The organism is Methyloligella sp. GL2 (assembly GCF_013341275.1).
Taxonomy (GTDB): Bacteria; Pseudomonadota; Alphaproteobacteria; order Rhizobiales; family Methyloligellaceae; genus Methyloligella.
Genome location: NZ_CP054476.1, coordinates 265,770 through 286,192, shown reverse-complemented (window position 1 = coordinate 286,192; position 20,423 = coordinate 265,770). Strand labels below are relative to the sequence as shown.

Genomic DNA, 20,423 nt, shown 5'->3' with positions numbered 1-20,423 from the left:
GAAAAGGCCGCTTGACTCTCGTCCATATGTCCACAATAGTCGACATATGGAATCGGAACAGGCTATCGACGCACTTGGCGCTCTAGCACAGGCCACGCGGCTGGAGGTTTTCCGGCTTCTCGTCGCCCACGAGCCGGAAGGGCTGCCCGCCGGCGAGATCGCCCGCCAGCTGGACGTGCCCCACAACACCATGTCCAGCCATTTGGGCGTGTTGTCCCGGGCCGGCCTGATCGAAGCGGAGCGCCACAGCCGGCAGATCATCTACCGGGCCAAGCTCGGCGCCCTGCGCGCGCTGGTCTCCTATCTGCTGAAGGATTGCTGCAAGGGGCGGGCGGAGATCTGCGCGCCGATCATCGCCGATCTCACCTCTTGCTGCGCGTCATAGAAAAGTCTTGGGAGGACATTTGCGATGACGGAACCTGTCTACAACGTGCTGTTTCTCTGCACCGGCAATTCCGCCCGCTCGATCATGGCCGAGAGTATTCTGCGCCGTGAAGGGATGGGCCGCTTCCGTGCCTTTTCCGCCGGCTCGCATCCCAAGCCGGAGGTGAACCCCTTCGCCATCAAGGTGCTGCAGAGCTTCAACTACCCGACCGAGGGGCTGCACCCGAAGCCCTGGGAGGAGTTCGGCGAGCCCGGCGCGCCGGTGATGGATTTCGTCTTCACCGTTTGCGACAACGCCGCCGGCGAGGTCTGCCCGCTCTGGCCGGGCCAGCCGATGACCGCCCATTGGGGCATCGAGGATCCCGCCGCCTTCGAAGGCGAGGACTGGGAGAAGGAAGCCGCCTTCGTCACCGCGCTGCGCTATCTGCGCAACCGCATCTCCATCTTCACCGCCTTACCGATCGGCAAGCTCGATACCGTCGCCTTGGGCACCAAGCTGCGTGAGATCGGCAAGACCGAAGGCAGCACCGAGAAACGCGGCAGCGCCGCCTGAGCGCCGCCGCACCGACCCGAACGAGTCCTGAGATGACCCTCTTCGAACGCTGGCTCACCCTCTGGGTGGCGCTTTGCATCCTGGCCGGGATCGCCCTCGGCCATCTTTTCCCGGATGTGTTTCACGCCATCGGCGCCGCCGAGATCGCGCGCGTCAATCTCCCGGTCGCGATCCTCATCTGGCTGATGATCATCCCGATGCTGCTGAAGATCGATTTCGGCGCGCTGGCACAAGTGCGCGAGCATTGGCGCGGCATCGGCGTGACGCTGTTCGTCAACTGGGCGGTAAAGCCCTTCTCCATGGCGGCGCTGGCCTGGTTCTTCATCGGCTATGTGTTTCGCGATTATTTGCCCGCCGATCAGATCGACAGCTATATCGCCGGGCTGATCATCCTCGCCGCCGCGCCCTGCACCGCCATGGTGTTCGTCTGGTCCAATCTCACCCGCGGCGAGCCGCATTTCACCCTCAGCCAGGTGGCGCTCAACGACACCATCATGGTGTTCGCCTTCGCCCCCATCGTCGGGCTTCTGCTCGGGCTCTCGGCCATCACCGTGCCCTGGGAGACGCTGCTGCTTTCCGTCACGCTCTATATCGTGGTGCCGGTGATCGCCGCGCAGCTGATCCGCCACCGCATACTTGCCCAAGGCGGTCCAGGTGGGGGCGAGCCGGCGTTGCAGAAGCTTCTCGCCCGGATCCAGCCGATCTCGCTTCTGGCGCTGCTGGCCACGCTGATCCTGCTTTTCGCCTTTCAGGGCGAGCAGATCATCGCCCAGCCGCTGATCATTGCCATGCTGGCGGTGCCGATCCTGATCCAGGTCTATTTCAACTCCGGCCTCGCTTATCTGCTCAACCGCGCCGCGGGCGAGCAGCATTGCGTCGCCGGGCCATCGGCGCTGATCGGCGCCTCCAACTTTTTCGAGCTGGCCGTGGCCGCCGCCATCAGCCTGTTCGGTTTCCAGTCCGGGGCGGCGCTGGCCACCGTGGTCGGCGTCCTGATCGAAGTGCCGGTGATGCTGAGCGTGGTCGCTATCGTCAACCGGTCGAAGGCTTGGTATGAGCGGGGAGCGGCGCGGCGGCGTGCCGTCACCCAAGCGGAGGAGCCTGTATGAGCGGCGAAGCACCCAAGGTCACCATCTATCACAACCCGAAATGCGGCACCTCGCGCAACGTGCTGGGGCTGATCCGCAATGCCGGCATCGAGCCGGAGGTGATCGAATATCTGAAGACGCCGCCGAGCCGGGACACGCTTGCCGCCATGATCGAGAAGGCCGGGCTCACCGTGCGCGAGGCGATCCGCCAGAAGGGCACGCCCTATGACGAGCTGGGCCTCGGCGATCCTTCGCTGACCGACGATCAGCTGCTCGATGCCATGATGGAGCATCCGATCCTGATCAACCGGCCTTTCGTGGTCACCCCGCTCGGCGCCAAGCTTTGCCGCCCGTCCGAGACCGTGCTGGATATCCTTCCCGGCGGCCAGAAGGGCGCCTTCGCCAAGGAAGATGGCGAGGCGGTTGTCGATGCGGCCGGAAAACGCCTTGTCTGATCTGCCCAATCTCGCCCCTGAGTCGGTGCGCATGCCGGACGCGGATGCGCTGGCCGGCGCCCGCTCCACCCACGCCCCGCGCATCCTGCTGCTCTACGGCTCTTTGCGGACACGCTCCTATAGCCGCTTCCTCGCCCAGGAGGCCGAGCGGCTGCTGCAGCATTTCGGCGCCGAGACGCAGGTCTTCCATCCCGACGGGCTGCCGCTGCCCGATGCCACCGAGGCCGATCACCCCAAGGTCGCCGAGCTGCGCTCTTTATCGGAATGGTCCGAGGGCCAGGTCTGGGTCAGCCCGGAGCGTCACGGCGCCATGAGCGCGGTGCTGAAAGCCCAGATCGACTGGGTCCCGCTCTCCGTCGGCTCGATCCGCCCGACCCAGGGGCGCACTTTGGCGGTGATGCAGGTCTCCGGCGGCTCCCAGAGCTTCAACGCGGTGAACCAGATGCGCGTGCTCGGCCGCTGGATGCGGATGATCACCATCCCCAACCAGTCCTCCGTCGCCAAGGCCTATCAGGAGTTTGACGAGGAAGGCCGCATGAAGCCGTCCCCCTTCTACGATCGCGTGGTCGACGTGATGGAAGAGCTGGTCAAGTTCACCCTGCTGACCCGCGATTGCGCCGATTATCTCACCGACCGCTATAGCGAGCGCAAAGAGAGCGCAGCAGCGCTCGAGGCGCGCACCAATCTCAACACCATCCGCGGCGCATCCGCCGAATAGGCTAAGGTTTTCAGAACAAGGTGGAGAGGTGAGCGCCGGTCGCCTGGAAACGGCACCTTAGGCTTTCGGCGCGGCCAGAGCCGGCCCAGTCCGGGCCGCCGGCGTGATGCCGCCGCCGCGCTTTTTGCCGATGCGGCGGCCGACCCGCACCACGGCCTTGCGCCGGAAGCGGCGGAGCCGAGGGAAGTCGATCGACAGGATGGAGAGCCCGATGGGGATGAAAAGCGGCCCCGGCGGGGTCGGCAGGATACCGCCGATCACGCAGAACATACCGAGCGCCACCCGCGTCGATTTATGACGCGGCACGCGCACACGGCGTTTTCCAAACCGGACATAGGACGGTGAAGGCGTTTCCGAACCCGTCATACGCAACAATTCCCCATAGCGAAGCCAAAGCTTAGCCGCAGAAACTCTCAACCGAAGCGGAAGGTTTACCACCGTTGAGACACCGCCGACTTTCCCGTTCAAGTATGACCATATCGCGGCGTTGCTTGTTTAACGGTAAACGACCGTCCCACTACGTTTCAGCATAACGGGTCCAGGGTGCGGACCAAAGCCGAGTGTCGGCGCCGGGCGGGTACGTATCGGGGCCCGGCGCCTCCGCGCTGCCGCAATTTATGCCGCGTCCGTCCCCCCGGCCGAGACCCGGGTTCCCTGGCTGAAATCGGGCCCTTCCGGTTCGGGCGCCTTCCCTGCGGCAAGAAGCAAGGCTGTGCCGAGACTGGCTGCCAGCACCGAAGCGATGAAGACGGCAAGTTTCGCTGCGGCGAAATCGGGGCTTTCCCCGAATGCCTGGCCGGCAATGAACAGGGACATGGTGAAGCCGATGCCGGCTAGCGCGCCGACCCCGGCGAGCTGCAGCCAGCTGTAAGATTGCGGCTTGACCGCCAGTCCTAAGAAAACGGCCAGCGCCGACGCCGCGATCATGCCGAGGGGTTTTCCGATCAGTAGACCGGCGATGATGGCGATCATCAGGAGGTTATGCCCGGTCATCATTTCGCCGCTGAAGGTGAGCCCGGCATTGGACAGGGCAAAGAGAGGCAGAACGACATAGCTCGAGCGGGCACCCATGTGTCGCAACAGGCGGTCGGCCGGCGATTCGAGCCGGTCGAATATGGTGTCGAGAGCCTTGATGGCGGGTGCGGAGGGGCCCTGATGCAGCACCTCGCCGTCGCGCTTGGCTTCTGCAGCGACCACGACCTTCGCTTGGGTCATCAGCGACTTCAGGTTGGCTGGCGGTCTTGTCGGGATGAACAGGGCGAGGACCACGCCGGCCAATGTCGCGTGCAGTCCGCCGAACAGCAGAAATGCCCAGAGCGCGAGACCGAGAAGAACATAGGGGGCGAGCCCGTAGACACGCGATCTGTTCAGCGCCGCGAGGCCGACCGTGGCGGCGAGCGCGGCAAGCAGGTAGCCGCCATGGAGCTCGCCCGAGTAGTACACCGCGACCACGAGGATCGCGCCGATATCGTCGACGATGGCTGCGGCGGTGAGAAAGATGCGTAGCTCCACCGGCACGCGCCGGCCTAAAGCTGCGATCACCGCCAAGGCGAAGGCCGTATCGGTCGCCATCGGGATACCCCAGCCATGGCTCCAGTCGCTTTCCGGCGGGAGCATCAGCCCATAGATCGCGGCTGGCGCCACCATACCGCCGATGGCCGCGGCGACGGGCAGCGCCGCCGAGCGCCACTTGGCCAGATGGCCGACAGTGAATTCGCGTTTTATCTCCAGCCCCACCACCAGGAAGAACAGGGTGAGCAGCCCGTCATTGATCCAATGGTGCAGCGACATTGTCAGGCCGAGATCGCCCAGCGTCAGCCCGAAGGGAATTTCCCAGAGTGCCGCGAAGCTGGAGGCGAGCGGTGAATTGCTGAGCAGCACGGCAATCAGCGTTGCCAGCAGCAGAAGCAGGCCGGCGGACGAGCCCCAGCTTGCAAAATCGAAAGCCGCCATGCGAACGCGATGGCCGAGCGTGCCGAGCATCGCTTCGGTGAAGGAGCTTTCGTCCCAAGGCCCGTCATAGCGGCGACTATTGATGAAGAAGCTCGGCGTGAGCAGAACGCCGCTTGCCTTGGCGCTGCGTTCGTCCTCTTCCACCCGCGCCTTGGCGGCTGCAGCGTCCCTTGGCGGTTCAACCGCATCGTCTGCGTCCAGCAACGCCTCCGCCGCAAGGAGGTCGTCCTCGGTCAGCGTCTCGGACCGAGTCATGAGCAGGAGATGCACCTGCCAGAATTGTTCGGGATAGGCTGCGCGTTCGGCAAGCTCGGCGGCGCGCTGGGCGATATCGCTTCCCGTCAGCGGGCGATGGCGGAAGACGTAACGGAGCCGGTCGCCGAGCTCGTCGCGCACCTCGGCGATCCGGTCGTTGGCGGCGCGACAATAGGGGCAGGCATAGCTGCCATATTCGACCAGTGTGATGGGCGCATTGGCGGGCCCGAGCAGATGATCGCGCGAAAGATCGACCGGGCGATCAAGGCGCCCCTTCAGCCCCTGCGCTTCCATATCCTGCGATCCCCGATGCCGTTCTGCGCCGGGGAAGCGCTCGAATGCCCGTATCCCCGGCGCAATCCTGACTCAATACGCCCGATCTGGCCAGGAGACCGTTAGGCCGCTGCCGCCGCGCGCCCCTGCTCGTCCAGGGCGGCGAAATCCTCATCCGAGAGGGTCAGCGAGGCAGCTGCTACGTTCTCCTCCAGATGCTTCACCTTGCCGGTACCGGGGATCGGCAGCATCACCGGGCTCCGCTTCAGGATCCAGGCAAGCGCCACCTGGCTCGGGCTGGCGTTTAGCTTCTTGGCCACCCCGTCGAGCACCGAACCGGGCTTGGCGAGATCGCCCGCCGCCAGCGGGTACCAGGGGATGAAGCCGATGCCTTGTTTCTCGCAGAAGTCCAGCACGTCCTCGCTGCCGCGATTGACCAGATTGTAGAGGTTCTGGACCGTGACCACCGGGAAGTGCTGCTGTGCCGCTTCGATCTCCTCCACCGAGACCTCGCTCAGGCCGACATGGCGGATCAGTCCTTCCTTCTGCATCTCGGCGATGCATTCGAACTGCTCCTCCTGCGGTACGGCCGGATCGATGCGGTGCAGCTGCCAGAGATCGATCTGCTCCAGGCCGAGACGCCGGAGGCTCATCAGCACGCATTGGCGAAGATATTCCGGCCGCCCCAGCGGACGCCAAATCGCCGGCCCGTGACGGGTGAGGCCGGCCTTGGTGGCGATCAGCATGCCCTCGTAAGGGTAGAGCACCTCGCGGATCAGATCCTCGCTGACGAACGGGCCGTAGCTATCCGCCGTGTCGATGAAGTTGATATCGAGCTCGGGCAGCCGGCGCAGCGTGGCGCGCGCCTCCGCCGGGTCTTTCGGCTCGCCCCAGATCCCCTCGCCGGTGATCCGCATGGCGCCGAAGCCGAGGCGATTGACGGTGATGTCGCCGATCTTGAATTGACCGGAAGCGGCTGCCGAAATTGTCGTCGACATGGCGTTCTCCTAAAACTGAAATTAGACAAAGCTAGACGCCCCGAAGGCGAAGGTAAGAAGCGAGGTAAGCTGCCGCAACAATCCTTATGGATAGGGTATGGATCCCGCGCCGTATTGACACGGGCGGAAGAGGGCCCAGCTAAGGCGCGCCGCCGAACCGCTCGGTGCGGATGCCTTCCGGCGCAACACCGTGCCCGACCAGCGCATTGGCCATCGCCCCCACGAAGCCGTTCGAGCCGCAGACATAGGTGATGCGAGGCTGAAAGCCCCAAGCCGTCAGGCTGTCGGTGACCGCCATCTGATCGAACCGCATCTGAAGATCGTCTGGCCGCAGCCGTTCCCCCCGCGTGATCGCCAGCACAAGCTGGAAATTGGCATCGGACTTCTCCATCTCCAGCAGCTCCGGCAAATAGGCCATCTCCTCTATGGTCCGCCCAGAATAGAGCAGCAGCGCCGGCACCTCCGGGCTCGCTTGCGCCCGGTGCCGCAGCATGGCGATCAGCGGCGCGATGCCCGATCCGCCCGCCACCAGAAGCAGCGGTCCGCCGAGCGTCTTCTCCCAGACGAAATGCCCGCCGATGGGGCCGCGCAAGGCAATGGTGTCGCCGGGCTCGGCCACCTCGTGGAAGAAGCTGGAGACTTCGCCGTCATCCAGCCGCTCAATAGCCAGCTCGATCAGCGGCGCGCCCGGCGCCGAGGCGATGGAATAGCTCCGCTCCGCCGTATAGCCGTCCGGCGCAGTCAGCTTGAGATCGACATGCTGCCCGGCCTTATGCGGTGCGAGCGGCGCGCGGAAGAAGAAGCTCTTGATATGCGGGGTGAGCGGGACGATCTCCTCGATCACCGCGTCTTCCCAGGCGAGTGGTGGCAAGGACGGCGTTTCAGCGCTCATGCATCGCCCGCATAGCGCTGTTCCCGCCAGGGATCGCCATAAGCGTGATAGCCGCGCAGCTCCCAGAAGCCGAGCGTATCCTGCTGGGTGAATTGCAGCCCCGAAAGCCACTTCGCCGATTTCCAGAAATAGAGATGCGGCACCAAAAGCCGCGCCGGCCCGCCATGGTCGGGCGGGATCGGCTTGCCGTCATAGCGGAGTGCCACCATCGCCTTGCCGGTCAGCAGGTCCTCCGCCGGCACATTGGTGGAATAGCCGTCGAAAGAATGGGCGAGAAGAAACGCGGTCGGCGGCGCGAGCCCGGCCTCGGCGAGAATGTCGTCGATCAGCACCCCTTCCCAGGCGGTATTCAGCTTCGACCATTTGGTGACGCAATGGATGTCCCGGGTCATCTTGGAGAGCGGGAGTGCGTTGAACTCCGCCCAGCTCCATTTCGCCACTGGCTTCGGGCCGACCTTCAGGGTGAACGACCAATCCTCCGGCGCGACCGTCGGTGTCGGTCCTGCCGAGAGCACCGGAAAATCCTGGGTGAGGTACTGGCCGGGCGGAATCCGCTCCGCGATCTCCGGCGCCTGCCGCCTGCCCTCAAAGCCACGTGTCGCCATAAAACTCTCCTCGCTGCCGATGAGGCAAATCCGCGCCGCGCGCCGTCTTTTGGGAACTATATCGCGAGTTCTGCCTACATGCGCATTGCTACCAGTGAATAGCTTGCGCCTGAGCATCGAACGGGCGCATGGCTACCGCACAATCTCGACCCTTCTTGCTCGAACGTTCTTGGATTTCTTCCCACTCATGGCTTCGACCAAAAAACCTGCCGCCTCGCCCGCGCCTGCCATATGGGCCATGTTCGCGGTCGCCTTCGCCTTCTTCGTGGTCATGCCGGGCACGACGCTGCCGACACCGCTTTATCCGATCTACCGCGAGGCGTTCGGCCTTTCGGAGCTGACCATCACGGTGATCTTCGCGATCTATGCCATCGGCGTCATGACGGTACTGGTGGTCGCGGGCGGCTGGTCCGATCTGATCGGCCGCCGTCCCATGCTTTTCGCCGGCATTGCCGCTGCCATTGTTGGCACCATCATCCTCGCTTCTGCGCAAGGTCTGTGGGGACTGCTCATCGGCCGCGTCGTGGTCGGCTTCTCCGCCGGCGTCTTCACCGGCACCGCAACCGTGACCATCGTCGAGCTGGCGCCGGAGCGCTGGCGCGGCCATGCCCCGCTTCTTGCCACCGCATCCAACATGCTGGGCCTCGGCTCCGGCCCGCTGCTCGCCGGCATCCTCGCCGAGTACGCGCCCTATCCCTTGCGGCTCTCCTACATCGTCGAGCTGGGACTTCTGGGGCTAGCGTTGCTCTGCATCTGGGCGATCCCCGAGACCCGGCCGCGTGAGCCTGGCGTACGGCTCCATATGCAAAAGCCGATGATTGTGCCGGAGGTTCGTCCGGTCTTCATTCCGGCGGCCATCGCCTGTTTCGCCGGCTTCTCGGTGCTCGGCGTGTTCGGCGCCGCGGCCCCGGCCTTGCTGCACGAGGTGTTCGGCTTCTCAAATCACGTCGCCTTCGGCGGCATCATGTTCCTGCTGTTCTTCTGCTCCACTATGGGCCAGGTGCTGCAGTCGAAGATCGCGCCCAATTACCGCTTTCCGCTGGGCTGCATCGTGCTGGCGCTGGGCGCGGCGATGATCGGCGTTGCCATCCAGCTTGAGTCCCTGACACTTCTGGTTGCCGGCGCCATCGTCAACGGCACCGGCCATGGCGTGGTGTTCCGCGCCGGCATTCAGGGGCTCACCGAAGTGACGCCGCCCTATTGCCGCGCCGAAACCATGTCGGCCTTCTTCATCATCGCCTATATCGCCATCTGCATCCCCATCGTGGGCTTCGGCGCATCCATCGCGCCGCTCGGCCTGGCGTTGTCCGGCGAGGTGTTCTCCGGCCTTGCCGCGCTGCTCGCCATCGTGGCGCTGGTCCTTCTGCCGCGCGAGGGCGGCATGAGCGGCGAGATGGGTCGCAGCGAGGAGAAGCGCGGCTAGAACATCTTCAGATAGCGCTTCTTCTCCCAGTCGGAGACGTGGTTCATATAGTCGAGCCACTCCTGGCGCTTGAAGGAGAGCCAGGAGGCGAACATCTCATCGCCGAACACGGCCTTGGACAGCGGGTCGGCCTCGAACGCATCCAGCGCTTCTTCCAGCGTCTTCGGCAGGGTGGTGATGCCCAGCGCATCGAGTTCGGCTTGGGATTTCAGGTACATATTGTCGGTGTTCGGCTCGCCTGGATCGAGCCCTTCGGCGATCCCCTCCAGCCCCGCCGCCAGCACCATCGCGCCGCCGAGATAAGGATTGCAGGCGCTGTCCGCGGCGCGTAGCTCCACCCGCTTGCCGCCCAGCGGAATGCGCAAGGCATTTGTGCGGTTGTTGTTGCCGTAGCAGGCGAAGACCGGCGCCCAGGTGAAGCCCGACATCGAGCCCTGCTTCACCAGCCGCTTATAGCTGTTCACCGTCGGCGCCACGACGGCGATGATCGCCGGCAGATGGCGCAGCACACCGGCGGTGAATTGATAGCCAAGCGTGGAGAGATTGTTGCCGCGCGGATCGTCATCGGCGGCAAACAGATTGGCGCCGGACTCCAGATCGTAAAGCGACATGTTGTAATGGGCGCCCGAGCCGGTGCGCTCGGAGAACGGCTTCGGCATGAAAGTGGCGAAGGCGCCGTGCTTGCGCGCGATCTCGTTCGCCATCATGCGCAAGAACACGAAATTATCCGCCATCTCCAGCACCGGGAAATAGGAGAAGTCGAGCTCCACCTGGCCGATGCCGTCCTCGTGGTCGAAGGAGTAGAGTCCCCAATCCAGCTTTTCCATGGCTTCGACCAGCTCTTCCAGCCAGCCGAAATTGTCCAGAAGCCGCGAGAGGTCGTAGCAGGGCTTGTCCAGATGGGGGCGCTTCACGATCGGACCGAAGCCGCCGCCTTCCTTGTCTTCGAACACGAAGAACTCCGCCTCGATGCCGAGATTCATGCCGAGGCCCCGATCCGCGGCGTTGGCCAGCACCCGCTTCAGGATATTGCGGCTGCCGGCCTCGAACGGCTTGCCCTCGCAGCGAAGGTCGGAGGCGAACCACGCCACCTCCGGATCCCAGGGCAGGATCTTCGCCGAAGCCGGGTCCGGCACCGCGGCCACCTCCTCGTCGCTCACCTCTTGCGGTACGCCGTCCAGCGCCGCGCCGGTGAACAGCTCAGAGCCTTCCATCATGCGCTCGTAATGGTGGATCGGCACCATCTTGGCTTTCGACACGCCATGCATGTCGGAGAAGGCGGCGGCGAGAAACTTCACGCCGGCAGCTTCGAGATCGGTCTTTGTCGGGTAGGACTTATCGCTCACGGACCTTCACTCCTGCAGATCGTCGGATCGGTTTGCTTAGAAGAATTTGAGATAGCGGGCCGTCTCCCAGTCGGAGACGTGGTTCATGTAGTCGAGCCATTCCTGGCGCTTGAAGGAGAGCCAGGAGTCGAACATGGCATCGCCGAACACCGACTTGGCCAGCGGATCGGTCTCGAACGCATCGAGCGCCTCATCCAGCGTCTTCGGCAGCATCTCCACGCCGATCTCGTCCAGCTCGGCCGGACTCTTCAGATACATATTCTCGGTATGCGGATCGCCCGGATCGAGCTCTTCGGCGATGCCCTCGAGCCCTGCAGCCAAGACCAGCGCCGCGCCGAGATAGGGATTGCAGGCGCTGTCCGCGGCGCGTAGCTCCACCCGCTTTCCTTCCAGCGGAATGCGCACCGTATTGGTCCGATTGTTGTTGCCGTAGCAACGGAAGATCGGCGCCCAGGTGAAGCCCGACATCGAGCCCTGCTTGATCAGCCGCTTGTAGCTGTTCACCGTCGGTGCAACGACCGCACAGATCGCCGGCAGATGGCGCAGCATCCCGGCGACGAACTGATACCCCAGCGGCGAGAGGTGATTGCCCCGCGGATCGTCGTCGGACGCGAAAAGGTTTGCGCCCGATTCAAGATCGTAAAGCGACATGTTGAAATGCGCCCCCGATCCGGCCCGGTCGCCATAGGGCTTGGGCATGAAGGTGGCGAAGGCGCCGTGGCTCCGGGCGATCTCGTTCGCCATCATGCGGAAGAAGACGAAATTGTCCGCCATCTCCAGCACCGGGAAATATTTGAAGTCGAACTCGACCTGGCCGATGCCGTCCTCATGATCGAAGGAGTAGAGCCCCCAGTCGAGCGCATCCATGGCGCCGGCCAGATCGGCGAACCACGGCTTGTTGTCCAGGAGGCGCGAAAGATCGTAGGCCGGCTTCTCCAGATGCGGCCGCTTTGACACCGGGGCGAAGGCGTCCTCGCGATCCTCGAGCACGAAGAACTCCGCCTCCATCCCCATATTGAGGCCAAAGCCTTTCTCCTCTGCCGCGGCCAGCACGCGCTTCAGGATATTGCGGCTGCCCGGCTCGAACGGCTTGCCCTCGCAGCGGAGATCGGAGGCGAACCATGCAACCTCCGGTTTCCATGGCATCACCTTGACCGAGGCGGGATCCGGCACCGCAGCCACCTCCTCGTCGCTCACCTCTTGCGGAACGCCGTCGAGAGCGGCACCGGTGAACAGCTCCGAGCCCTCCATCATGTGGTCGTAATGGGCGACCGGAACCATCTTGGCCTTCGAGACCCCGTGCATGTCGACGAAGCTCGCCGCCAGGAACTTGACGCCGGCGGCTTCCAGCTCGGCTTTGGTTGCGCCTTTCGGCAAGACAGGAGGCAAAATCGGGTACTCCCTAAGCAATAGGACAATCGGATGCTGCAAGGATTATTCCGGCTGCGGCGGTGCAGCGTCGGTCAGGCAGAACGTCCCTCTATTCGCAGCACTACCGGCAGTAGCAATAGCCATGCCAGCGTTGACCCTCTTTAATTAATTCATTAATTAGTTTTGACAACACCGGATTTTGCCCAAAGATTCGCCACAAAATGCCTAGGCTGAAGGCGGCAAAGGGGCTGGAAAATTGCGGCAGCCCGGCTAGGGTCTGATTTGAGGGATGCATCACCGTGACTGGTGACTACAACGATAACGAGAAACATAAGGGGAGAGGAACTCAGCCGATGTCGATGACCGGGCCCGATAGCGCGGGCGGCGATAGCATTCCTTTGCGGGCATCCGACGCCAAACGATCCGCTGCGAAACGGAAGATCGCGGCGAAGCGAAAACCCGCAGGCAAGAAGGTCGCCAAGAATGCTGCCAAAACGGCTGTAAACAAGACGGCCGCGAAGGCGCGAAGCAAAGCCGACGGCAAGGCCTCGGCCCGCACCGCGCGCGCCAACGATAATGCCGCGCGCATCCAGAATGTTGCGCTAAACCTTTTCGCCAAAAGCAGTTTTTCCGCCGTGACGATCAAGGATATCGGCCAGGCTACCGGCCTCAACACGGCGATGATCTACTATTACTTCCGCGACAAGGAGACCCTGTTCCAGCAGACCGTCGAGGTCGCGGTCAATCGCGCCATCGCCGCCTTCGAGGCGCGCCGCGGCGATCATCGCGAGCCCGAGGCGATCATCGTCAATTGGCTGGAGATCCATATCGAGCAGGCCGATCTGATCCGAAAATTCCTGAAGATCAGCACGGACTATGCCAATTCCGGCAAGCGGGTCGCCCGCATCGACAATGCGATTCGGCGCTTCTACGACGACGAGCACCAGATTCTTGTCGATGCGATGCGCGCCGGCATAAAGGACGGCAGCTTCCGCGATGTCGATGTGGAGCAGCTCAGCACCTTCGTGTCCACCTTCCTGGATGGGGTGATGGCACGCTCCATCATCTTTCCCAAGCTCGACATGGTTGAGGCCGTGCACGGCTTGCGGGAATTCGTACTCAGCCATCTGAAGCACGACGGCGCGTAGCGATAGGTCAGAAGCGGGCCGTCTGCGGAGAGACGGCCCAGCGGCCGCGTTTGCAGCTAGTAGCGGAACCAGAAGGGCCGGTTGCGGCGGCGTTCGCGCCTGCGGTCCGGCTCCACATAGCGGCGGCGCTCGCGTACCTGCGGCACCGGGTTGGAGACCCGCCGCACCGCCGGCTTGCCGGGATCGTTGGCCAGCACCACGAAATCCGCGCCCTTCGGCAGAGCCGCCGTATTGATCGCCGTATCGGCGATGATCAGCGAGGAGCCGGGCGTCAGACGCTCCGAGATCCAACGGCGCACATTTTCCGGCACCTCGATCCGGTCCAGCGCCGCGTAAGGGTCGCCGCCATTGGTGCTGACGGCCATCCAGCGCGCCTTGTCGTCGCCGTCGGAGAAATCCATCGCCGTGAACACATGCGTGCCGATCGGCTCTTCCGGGTTCTTCAGCGCAACCGGGGCATCGTAGAGTCGGTCGAACTTGCGGCGCACGAACAGATGCGAGGAGGGCGGCACCTCTTTGCCGTTTTCCTCGTAGATGGCGGCCACCACGTCGTCGGTCACGGCGCCGGTCTGCGGCATGTCGTGATCTGCCTGGAACGACTTGATGGCATCGATGGTCAGCCGGCCGAACGTGCCGTCGAACATCTGCGGCTCCAGATAGCCGAGATCGGAAAGCTGGAACTGCACGCCGCGGATCTTGTCGCGCTGCGTGGCTTTGGTGATCAGGATGCGCAAGGGCTCGTCATTGCGCGGCTCGGCGGCCGCCACCGCCGTCTCGTCGCCACCGGCACTGATCGCCTTGGCCGCTTCCGAAGGCGGCCGGTCCACCTTGACCGGATGAGCCTCCGCCGCATCGTCGTCCAGCACCGCGGCATGCACCTTGGCGCCGTCCTTGCCGCCGACGTCGATGGCGTGATCGTAAGAGCTATCGCCCGCACCGACGGCGTGGGGCGCCGGCATCGCTTCATCCGGCTCCACCGCATGCGGCGCATCCTTGGCGGCGGCAATCGTATCGTTTTCCGCAGCGGCAGCGTCCGCGTCTTCGCTCGAAACATCGACCTTGGCCAGCAGCAGCGGGCTCGCAGCCTCGGCCATCTTCTTTTGCGCATTGCCGCCCGTACCCAGCTCGGCATGCTGCTCGCGGTCGTCCTTGGCCAGCACCGGCGGGGTCGGCATCGGCATGGGCTGGAACAGATTGGCGTGCTCGATGATCTGCGGCTTCGGATGATCCCGCGTGACCACCACATGCTCGCCGACACCGGTCATGCCGAACAGCTTCGGCGCGAAGCCACTGGGCAGCCGGATGCAGCCATGCGAGGCGGGATAGTTCGGGACCACGCCGGCATGCAGCGCTGTACCCGACCAGGTCAGCCGCTGCATATAGGGCATCGGCGCCCCGTTATAGAGATTGGAGTAGTGACGCCGCTTCTTCTCCAGAATGGTGAAGACGCCGCTCTTGGTGGTGTAGCCGGGCTTGCCGGAGGAGACCTTCGAGGTGGTGATCAGATTGGTGCCGCGATAGATGTCCACGGTCTGATCGCGGAGCGAGACGATGAGCGTCATCGGCTCCTGGGCCGCGGCTTCCGCCGCCTCGTCCGCGGCTTGCAGCTTGGCGTCTTGCGTCTCCGCCAGCGCCGGAAGGGTCAGCGCCGTGGACGACAGCAGGAGCGCTAAGGCGAGCGATCGCCCGATCATCTTGATCTGTGCCTTGAATACCGGTTCTGCCACCACGTCGATTCCCCTCCTAGACTCGCGCAATACGCGAGAGAGATAAACTCTTAGCTCATTGCTTCAAGATGAAGACAGTAATAGGTCTTCACACCGTCTTCGCTCGCCGCAGCCTGTCGCTGGCCGGAGCCCGGCTGCTTGGCGCGGCGTAAGCGGAGGAAAATGTTGACCATCTCAGCCTTCCAGCGTGGAGAAGTGTCGCATAAGCGTGTGAACGAGACCTGAATATCGGCCAAATTCAGCCGAAAAATAATTACCAGCTGTTTCATAGGCGCAACAGTTCCGGGTCGGACAGACTTGGGCCCCGCCCTCGTCGCAGCGGCGCTGGCCGGCGCGGCGCCATCGCGTGTAGACAATGGCGTGTAGACAAGAGGCTGGCTCGGCGCGCGGCCGGCTCGCGAGCGAGAGGCAAACCGGTAGGGGAACCATGCTCCAATTCATGGAGACCGAGGTCTACGGCAACATCATCACCGCCTGGGTGATCGCTTTCCTCGTCATCATGCTGGTTATCGGATTGGGACTTGGCCTGCGCTACGTGCTGGTCCGCCGGCTGCCCCAAGGCAATCCGCAGACCGAGATGACCTGGCCGGAGATCTTCCGCGAACTGGTCGACCGGCTCTCGCCCATCGTCATCGTCATTGCCGCGCTGTTCGCCGGCAGCCGCGCCGTCAACCTCGGCGGTCCCGCCGAAGCTGCGATCAGGTCGGCCTTCATCATTGCGCTTTTCCTGCAAGCGGCGCTTTGGGCCGACCGGCTCATCACCGCTTCGCTGATCTGGAAATTCGCCGCCCAGCGCAGCAAGACGCCGATCCGGAACGCCATCTCCCTGATGCAGTTCCTGCTCCGGGTCGGCATCTGGACCCTGGCGCTGCTGCTGATCCTCGACAATGTCGGCTTCGACGTCACCGCGCTGATCGCCGGTCTCGGCATCGGCGGTGTGGCTGTCGCGCTCGCCGCCCAGAATGTGCTGGGCGATCTGTTCTCCTCGCTTGCCATCGTGCTGGACCGTCCCTTCGAGGTCGGCGATTTCATCGTCTTCGGCGAGAAGTCCGGTACCGTGGAGCGGATCGGCATCAAGACGACCCGCATCCGCTCCCTGTCGGGCGAGCAGATCGTCTGCGCCAATTCCGATCTCATCACCACCCGCATCCACAATTACAAGCGCATGGCCGAGCGGCGCGTTCTGTTCCAGATCGGCGTCGCCTACGGCACGCCCCCCGACCTTCTGGAGCATATTCCGGAGCTGCTGAAGCAAGCCATCGAGGGCACCGAGCGGACCCGTTTCGACCGCGCCCATTTCGCCACTTATGGCGATTTTTCGCTGAATTTCGAGGTGGTCTATTTCGTGCTCAGCGAGGATTACAACGTCTATATGGACGTGCATCAGGCGATCAATTTCGCCATCTACCGGACCTTCGCCGAGCACGATATCGAGTTCGCCTTCCCCACCCAGACGTTGCATCTGGAGCCCTTCGCCGGGGCCCTGCGCCGGGGCGGTACGCTTCCGCTCACTATTGCGCGCCAAGGCGGGGCGGAAAGCTAGCGGCGGCCACCGCAAGATCCCTGTCAAAATTTCTTGCCAAAATTTCTCGCCAAAATTCTTGCCTCGGCAAAACCGCGCCAATACACCGAAAGGCGGCGGTTGGTAGGGGATCGGGAGCCGATCCTCAGCCCGGCGCGCCTGGCGAGATCGTTTGACACAGCAAAGAGGACTGGAGCCATGCTGGAAACGACACTGCGGCAGGGCGGCGCCATCGCCGCTTCCGGGAGGGGCAATCGCGCTCTGTTCCGGGTTATCGGCGTGATGCTTCTGGCCAGCCTGCTCGGCGGTTGCGGCATCAACACCATCCCCACCTTGGACGAGCAGGCCAAGGCCGCTTGGAGCGAGGTTGCCAACCAGTATCAGCGCCGCGCCGATCTGATCCCCAATCTGGTGGAGACGGTGAAGGGCTATGCCTCCCATGAGAAGGAGGTGCTGACCGATGTGGTCGAGGCCCGCGCCAAGGCCACCCAGATGACGGTGCCCGACGACATTCTCACCAACCCGGAAGCCTTCCAGCAATTCCAGAAGGTGCAGGGCGATCTGTCCGGCGCGTTGGCCCGGCTGCTGGCCGTGGTGGAGAACTATCCGGACCTGAAGGCCAACCAGAACTTCCTGGCTCTGCAGTCGCAGCTTGAAGGCACCGAGAACCGCATCGCCATCGCAAGGCGCGATTATATCGAGGCGGTGCGCGCCTATAACACCGAGCTGCGCACCATTCCGGGGCGCTGGTGGCACGCGCTTCTGTATTCCGACCTGCAGCCGATGGAGAACTTCTCCGTCTCCGAGGAGACCAGCAAGGCGCCGAGCGTGAAGTTCTAGGCGATCTTTCAGGTGCCCAGAAAAGCGGGGGCGAAAATGCGATATCGCCCGATATGGGCAGCGTTCCTTATCGTGATGCTTGGTGTCGCTGCGGTCTGCGCCGCGGCGCCCGCATCGCGTGCTGCCGAGCCCAGCTTTCCGGCCCTGACCGGGCGCGTGGTCGACGATGCCGGGCTGCTCACCCCTGAAGACAAGGCCGCACTCACCGCCGAGCTAAAAGCCCTGGAGGAGAAAAGCTCCGATCAGCTCGTCGTCGTCACGCTGCCCTCGCTACAGGGCTACCCCATCGAGACCTACGGCTATCAGCTCGGCCGCCATTGGGGCATCGGCACTAAGAAGCTGGATAACGGCGTGCTTCTGATCGTTGCGCCCAACGAGCGCAAAGTGCGCATCGAGGTGGGCTACGGGCTGGAGCCGATCCTCACCGACGCGCTTACCCGCATCATCATCGAGAACGCCATCCTGCCCCGCTTCCGCGCCGGCGATTATCCCGGCGGCATCAAGGACGGGGTGCGCGATATCGTGTTGAGCCTCACCGGCAATGCCGAGGAGGTGGCCGAGCGTGCCAAGGCGCGGCGCACCGATTCCGGTGACGGGGTGGATTGGATCACCATCGTGGTCTGGGCGATGATCCTGCTTTGGGTGATTTATGGGCTTTCCGGCGGCGGAGGCGGCGGCAAGTCGCGCCGCGGCGGTCCGGTGATTTTCCCGGGCGGTTTTGGCGGCGGCTCCCGTGGCGGCGGAGGCGGCGGCTTCTCCGGCGGTGGCGGCAGTTTCGGTGGCGGCGGATCGTCGGGGAGCTGGTAATGACGGATATATCCAAAGCCCTGGGATTTTCGGATGAGGATCGCGCCGCCATCGCGCGTGCCATCGCCGAGGCCGAGCAGACCACCTCCGGCGAGATCGTCGTCGTCGCTTCGGCGGCCTCCGACGGCTACCGCTCCTTCGGGCTTCTCTGGTCGGCGCTGGTCGCGCTGGCGGTGCCGCTGCCGCTGATCTATTTCACCGGCTGGTCTTTGGACCAGGTCTATGTTGCCGAGCTCGTCGCCTTCTTCGTGCTCGCAGCGATCAGCCAGATCCCGGCCGTCCGCTACCGGCTGGTGCCGCCTTTCATCAGGCGCGAGGTGGTGCACCGCGCCGCCTCCGAGCAGTTTCTGGCCCAGAACCTTCACACCACCGACGGACGCACCGGCATCCTGATCTATGTCTCCTTCGCCGAGCATATTGCCGAGGTGATCGCCGATGAGGGCATCTACGCGAAGGTCGACGAGGCGGTGTGGGACGAGATCGTCGCGCGCCTCACCGGACATTTGGGGCGCGGCCATCCGCGCGAAGCCTTCCTCGAGGCGATCGAGAAGAGCGGCGCCGTGCTGGCCGAGCATTTTCCACCCGGCGCCATCGACCATAATGAGCTGCCCAACCATCTGATCGTGCTCGACGGGTCGCGGCCGTGAGCGCCGCCGGAACACCCGAACTTTCCAAGACATCTCCCAAGACATCGCGTCCCAAGACATCGCGCGCCGGCCTGTTCGGCTGGGTGATGTTCGATTGGGCGACCCAGCCGGTCTATACCCTTGTCGTCACCTTCATCTTCGCCCCGTATTTCGTGAACGGCTTCATGCACGAGCCGATCCTGGGGGCCGCCCTCTGGGGCTATGCCACCGGCATCGCCCAGCTGATCGCCGCGCTGCTGGCGCCCATTCTCGGCGCCAGGTCCGATGCGCTTGGCCATCGCCGCAAGCCCTGGATCGCCGGCTTCTCGGTGCTGCTGATGCTCGGCCTGTGCGGGCTGTGGTTCGCCTATCCGATGCAGACGCAATACGCACCGCTGGTGCTGGTCTCTTTCGGCTTGGCGCTGATCGGCACCGAGCTCGCCACCGTCTTCACCAACGCGATGATGCCGGGGCTGATCGGCACCCGCCGCCTCGGAACGCTGTCCGGCACCGGCTGGGCCATCGGCTATGTCGGTGGCATCTTCAGCCTGGCTTTGGTCGCGGGGCTCCTGGTCTCCGACGCCGATACCGGCAAGACCTTGCTGGGGCTGGAGCCGCTCTTTCCGCTGGATGTGGCGAGCCGCGAAGGCGACCGGCTGGTCGGTCCGTTCTCCGCCGTTTGGTATCTCGTCTTTGCCCTGCCGCTCTTCCTGTTCACGCCGGATTTGCCGGCCGACGCGTCGATCACGCCCGCGGGCAAGGGGCTCGGCGGGCTGGTCCGCGGCCTGAAGCGGCTCTATGCCGAGCACCGCCAGGTGTTTCTCTTCCTCGCCGCCCGCATGCTCTATGCCGACGGGCTCGGCGCCATCTTCGCCTTTGGCGGCATCTATGCCGGCACCATCTTTGGCTGGGGCCCGACCGAGCTCGGCCTGTTCGGCATCATCCTCGCCATCACCGCCGCCATCGGGGCGGGGCTCGGCGGGCTGATGGACGATGCGCTCGGCTCCAAGCCGGTGATCGTCTTGATGCTGATTGTGCTGATTATCGGCGCTATCGGCGTCCTCTCCGTCGACCAGGACGAGATCCTGTTCTTCGTCCCGGTCGCAGAGCGCATTCCCGATAGCCCTGCGCTGAGCTCCACCGGAGAGCGGGTCTATCTGCTCTTCGCCGCGATGATCGGCTTTGCCTCCGGCCCGGTGCAGGCGGCGAGCCGCACGCTTCTCGCCCATCTCACGCCGCCGGAGAAGACCACCGAGTTCTTCGGCTTCTTCGCGTTTTCCGGAAAGGCCTCCGCCTTCGCCGCGCCGCTGATGATCGGCGCCGTCACCGCGCTCGCCGGAAGCCAGCGCATCGGCATCTCCACCGCGCTTGTTTTCCTGATCGGCGGTCTCGTTCTGCTGCAGTTTGTGCGTATGGAGCGGAGCGCTAAGCCTTAAAGC

Annotated in this window: 22 protein-coding genes; 12 read left to right on the top strand and 10 right to left on the bottom strand. The window is 64.1% G+C overall.

The features are described 5' to 3' along the window. Window positions 1–46 precede the first annotated feature (46 nt). From HT051_RS01340 to arsH, 5 genes are read left to right on the top strand one after another with little or no spacing between them, the layout of a single operon-like run. Window positions 47–385 (top strand): helix-turn-helix transcriptional regulator, encoded by a 339-nt coding sequence (locus HT051_RS01340; RefSeq protein ID WP_174540366.1) that lies wholly within the window; start codon window positions 47–49, stop codon window positions 383–385. A 24-nt stretch (window positions 386–409) separates the two neighbouring features. Then, entirely contained in the window at window positions 410–937 is a 528-nt protein-coding gene (locus HT051_RS01335; protein WP_174540365.1) for an arsenate reductase ArsC, read from the top strand. A gap of 32 nt (window positions 938–969) precedes the next feature. Next, window positions 970–2,046: an ACR3 family arsenite efflux transporter gene (gene arsB, locus HT051_RS01330; RefSeq protein ID WP_174540364.1), complete on the top strand. Its 1,077-nt coding sequence runs from the start codon at window positions 970–972 to the stop codon at window positions 2,044–2,046. Further along, the gene (arsC, locus tag HT051_RS01325) at window positions 2,043–2,480 is read left to right on the top strand and encodes an arsenate reductase (glutaredoxin) (protein ID WP_174540363.1); all 438 of its coding nucleotides are present in this window, start codon (window positions 2,043–2,045) and stop codon (window positions 2,478–2,480) included. Before arsB ends, arsC begins: the two co-directional genes overlap by 4 nt. Next, window positions 2,455–3,198, top strand: coding sequence for an arsenical resistance protein ArsH (arsH, locus tag HT051_RS01320; RefSeq protein WP_174540362.1), 744 nt, complete (start codon window positions 2,455–2,457; stop codon window positions 3,196–3,198). The genes arsC and arsH overlap by 26 nt, the downstream gene beginning before the upstream one ends. Window positions 3,199–3,255: 57 nt before the next feature. Here arsH and HT051_RS01315 read toward each other — a convergent pair whose 3' ends face one another. The 5 genes from HT051_RS01315 to HT051_RS01295 all read right to left on the bottom strand — a co-directional run bounded on the left by HT051_RS01315 (window position 3,256) and on the right by HT051_RS01295 (window position 8,174). Next, window positions 3,256–3,564 (bottom strand): PGPGW domain-containing protein, encoded by a 309-nt coding sequence (locus tag HT051_RS01315; protein ID WP_174540361.1) that lies wholly within the window; start codon window positions 3,562–3,564, stop codon window positions 3,256–3,258. A 249-nt stretch (window positions 3,565–3,813) separates the two neighbouring features. Then, window positions 3,814–5,700 carry a Na+/H+ antiporter NhaA gene (nhaA, locus tag HT051_RS01310; RefSeq protein WP_174540360.1) on the bottom strand — a complete coding sequence of 629 codons (1,887 nt, stop codon included), beginning with the start codon at window positions 5,698–5,700 and terminating at the stop codon, window positions 3,814–3,816. Between the two features lie 101 nt (window positions 5,701–5,801). Next, on the bottom strand, window positions 5,802–6,677 hold the full coding sequence (locus HT051_RS01305; RefSeq protein ID WP_174540359.1) for an aldo/keto reductase: 876 nt from the start codon (window positions 6,675–6,677) through the stop codon (window positions 5,802–5,804). A 139-nt stretch (window positions 6,678–6,816) separates the two neighbouring features. Then, window positions 6,817–7,569, bottom strand: a complete 753-nt coding sequence (locus HT051_RS01300; RefSeq protein ID WP_174540358.1) for an FAD-binding oxidoreductase — start codon at window positions 7,567–7,569, stop codon at window positions 6,817–6,819. Then, window positions 7,566–8,174, bottom strand: coding sequence for a sulfite oxidase-like oxidoreductase (locus tag HT051_RS01295; RefSeq protein ID WP_174540357.1), 609 nt, complete (start codon window positions 8,172–8,174; stop codon window positions 7,566–7,568). The genes HT051_RS01300 and HT051_RS01295 overlap by 4 nt, the downstream gene beginning before the upstream one ends. 187 nt (window positions 8,175–8,361) lie before the next feature. Between HT051_RS01295 and HT051_RS01290 the strand changes: the two genes are divergently transcribed. Beyond that, complete coding sequence (locus HT051_RS01290; RefSeq protein WP_208454354.1) at window positions 8,362–9,597, top strand: MFS transporter; 1,236 nt, start codon at window positions 8,362–8,364, stop codon at window positions 9,595–9,597. Here HT051_RS01290 and glnT (HT051_RS01285) read toward each other — a convergent pair. From glnT (HT051_RS01285) to HT051_RS15070, 3 genes are all read right to left on the bottom strand, one after another. Beyond that, complete coding sequence (gene glnT / locus HT051_RS01285) at window positions 9,594–10,943, bottom strand: type III glutamate--ammonia ligase (protein ID WP_174540356.1); 1,350 nt, start codon at window positions 10,941–10,943, stop codon at window positions 9,594–9,596. The genes HT051_RS01290 and glnT (HT051_RS01285) overlap by 4 nt on opposite strands. 36 nt (window positions 10,944–10,979) lie before the next feature. Continuing rightward, window positions 10,980–12,332, bottom strand: coding sequence for a type III glutamate--ammonia ligase (glnT, locus tag HT051_RS01280; RefSeq protein WP_246810133.1), 1,353 nt, complete (start codon window positions 12,330–12,332; stop codon window positions 10,980–10,982). Window positions 12,333–12,660: 328 nt separating this feature from the next. After that, complete coding sequence (locus HT051_RS15070) at window positions 12,661–12,960, bottom strand: hypothetical protein (protein WP_246810132.1); 300 nt, start codon at window positions 12,958–12,960, stop codon at window positions 12,661–12,663. Between HT051_RS15070 and HT051_RS15065 the strand changes: the two genes are divergently transcribed. Further along, window positions 12,950–13,462, top strand: a complete 513-nt coding sequence (locus HT051_RS15065; protein WP_246810131.1) for a TetR/AcrR family transcriptional regulator — start codon at window positions 12,950–12,952, stop codon at window positions 13,460–13,462. The two genes, HT051_RS15070 and HT051_RS15065, sit on opposite strands and share 11 nt — an antisense overlap. 56 nt (window positions 13,463–13,518) lie before the next feature. Here the strand turns inward: HT051_RS15065 and HT051_RS01270 are convergent, their stop codons facing one another. Together HT051_RS01270 and HT051_RS01265 are read right to left on the bottom strand one after the other, a co-directional pair. Further along, the gene (locus HT051_RS01270) at window positions 13,519–15,189 is read right to left on the bottom strand and encodes a L,D-transpeptidase family protein (RefSeq protein ID WP_174540354.1); all 1,671 of its coding nucleotides are present in this window, start codon (window positions 15,187–15,189) and stop codon (window positions 13,519–13,521) included. A gap of 50 nt (window positions 15,190–15,239) precedes the next feature. Then, on the bottom strand, window positions 15,240–15,458 hold the full coding sequence (locus tag HT051_RS01265; RefSeq protein WP_174540353.1) for a hypothetical protein: 219 nt from the start codon (window positions 15,456–15,458) through the stop codon (window positions 15,240–15,242). A gap of 158 nt (window positions 15,459–15,616) precedes the next feature. Here HT051_RS01265 and HT051_RS01260 point away from each other — a divergent pair, with 158 nt between their 5' ends. The 5 genes from HT051_RS01260 (at window position 15,617) to HT051_RS01240 (ending at window position 20,420) form a co-directional block, all read left to right on the top strand. Then, window positions 15,617–16,732 carry a mechanosensitive ion channel family protein gene (locus HT051_RS01260; RefSeq protein WP_174540352.1) on the top strand — a complete coding sequence of 372 codons (1,116 nt, stop codon included), beginning with the start codon at window positions 15,617–15,619 and terminating at the stop codon, window positions 16,730–16,732. Window positions 16,733–16,909: 177 nt separating this feature from the next. After that, window positions 16,910–17,551, top strand: coding sequence for a LemA family protein (locus tag HT051_RS01255; protein ID WP_174540351.1), 642 nt, complete (start codon window positions 16,910–16,912; stop codon window positions 17,549–17,551). 75 nt (window positions 17,552–17,626) lie between these two features. Next, entirely contained in the window at window positions 17,627–18,358 is a 732-nt protein-coding gene (locus HT051_RS01250) for a YgcG family protein (RefSeq protein WP_246810273.1), read from the top strand. Next, on the top strand, window positions 18,358–19,005 hold the full coding sequence (locus tag HT051_RS01245) for a TPM domain-containing protein (RefSeq protein WP_174540349.1): 648 nt from the start codon (window positions 18,358–18,360) through the stop codon (window positions 19,003–19,005). Before HT051_RS01250 ends, HT051_RS01245 begins: the two co-directional genes overlap by 1 nt. Then, window positions 19,002–20,420: an MFS transporter gene (locus tag HT051_RS01240; RefSeq protein WP_246810130.1), complete on the top strand. Its 1,419-nt coding sequence runs from the start codon at window positions 19,002–19,004 to the stop codon at window positions 20,418–20,420. Before HT051_RS01245 ends, HT051_RS01240 begins: the two co-directional genes overlap by 4 nt. The last annotated feature ends 3 nt before the right edge of the window (window positions 20,421–20,423 follow it).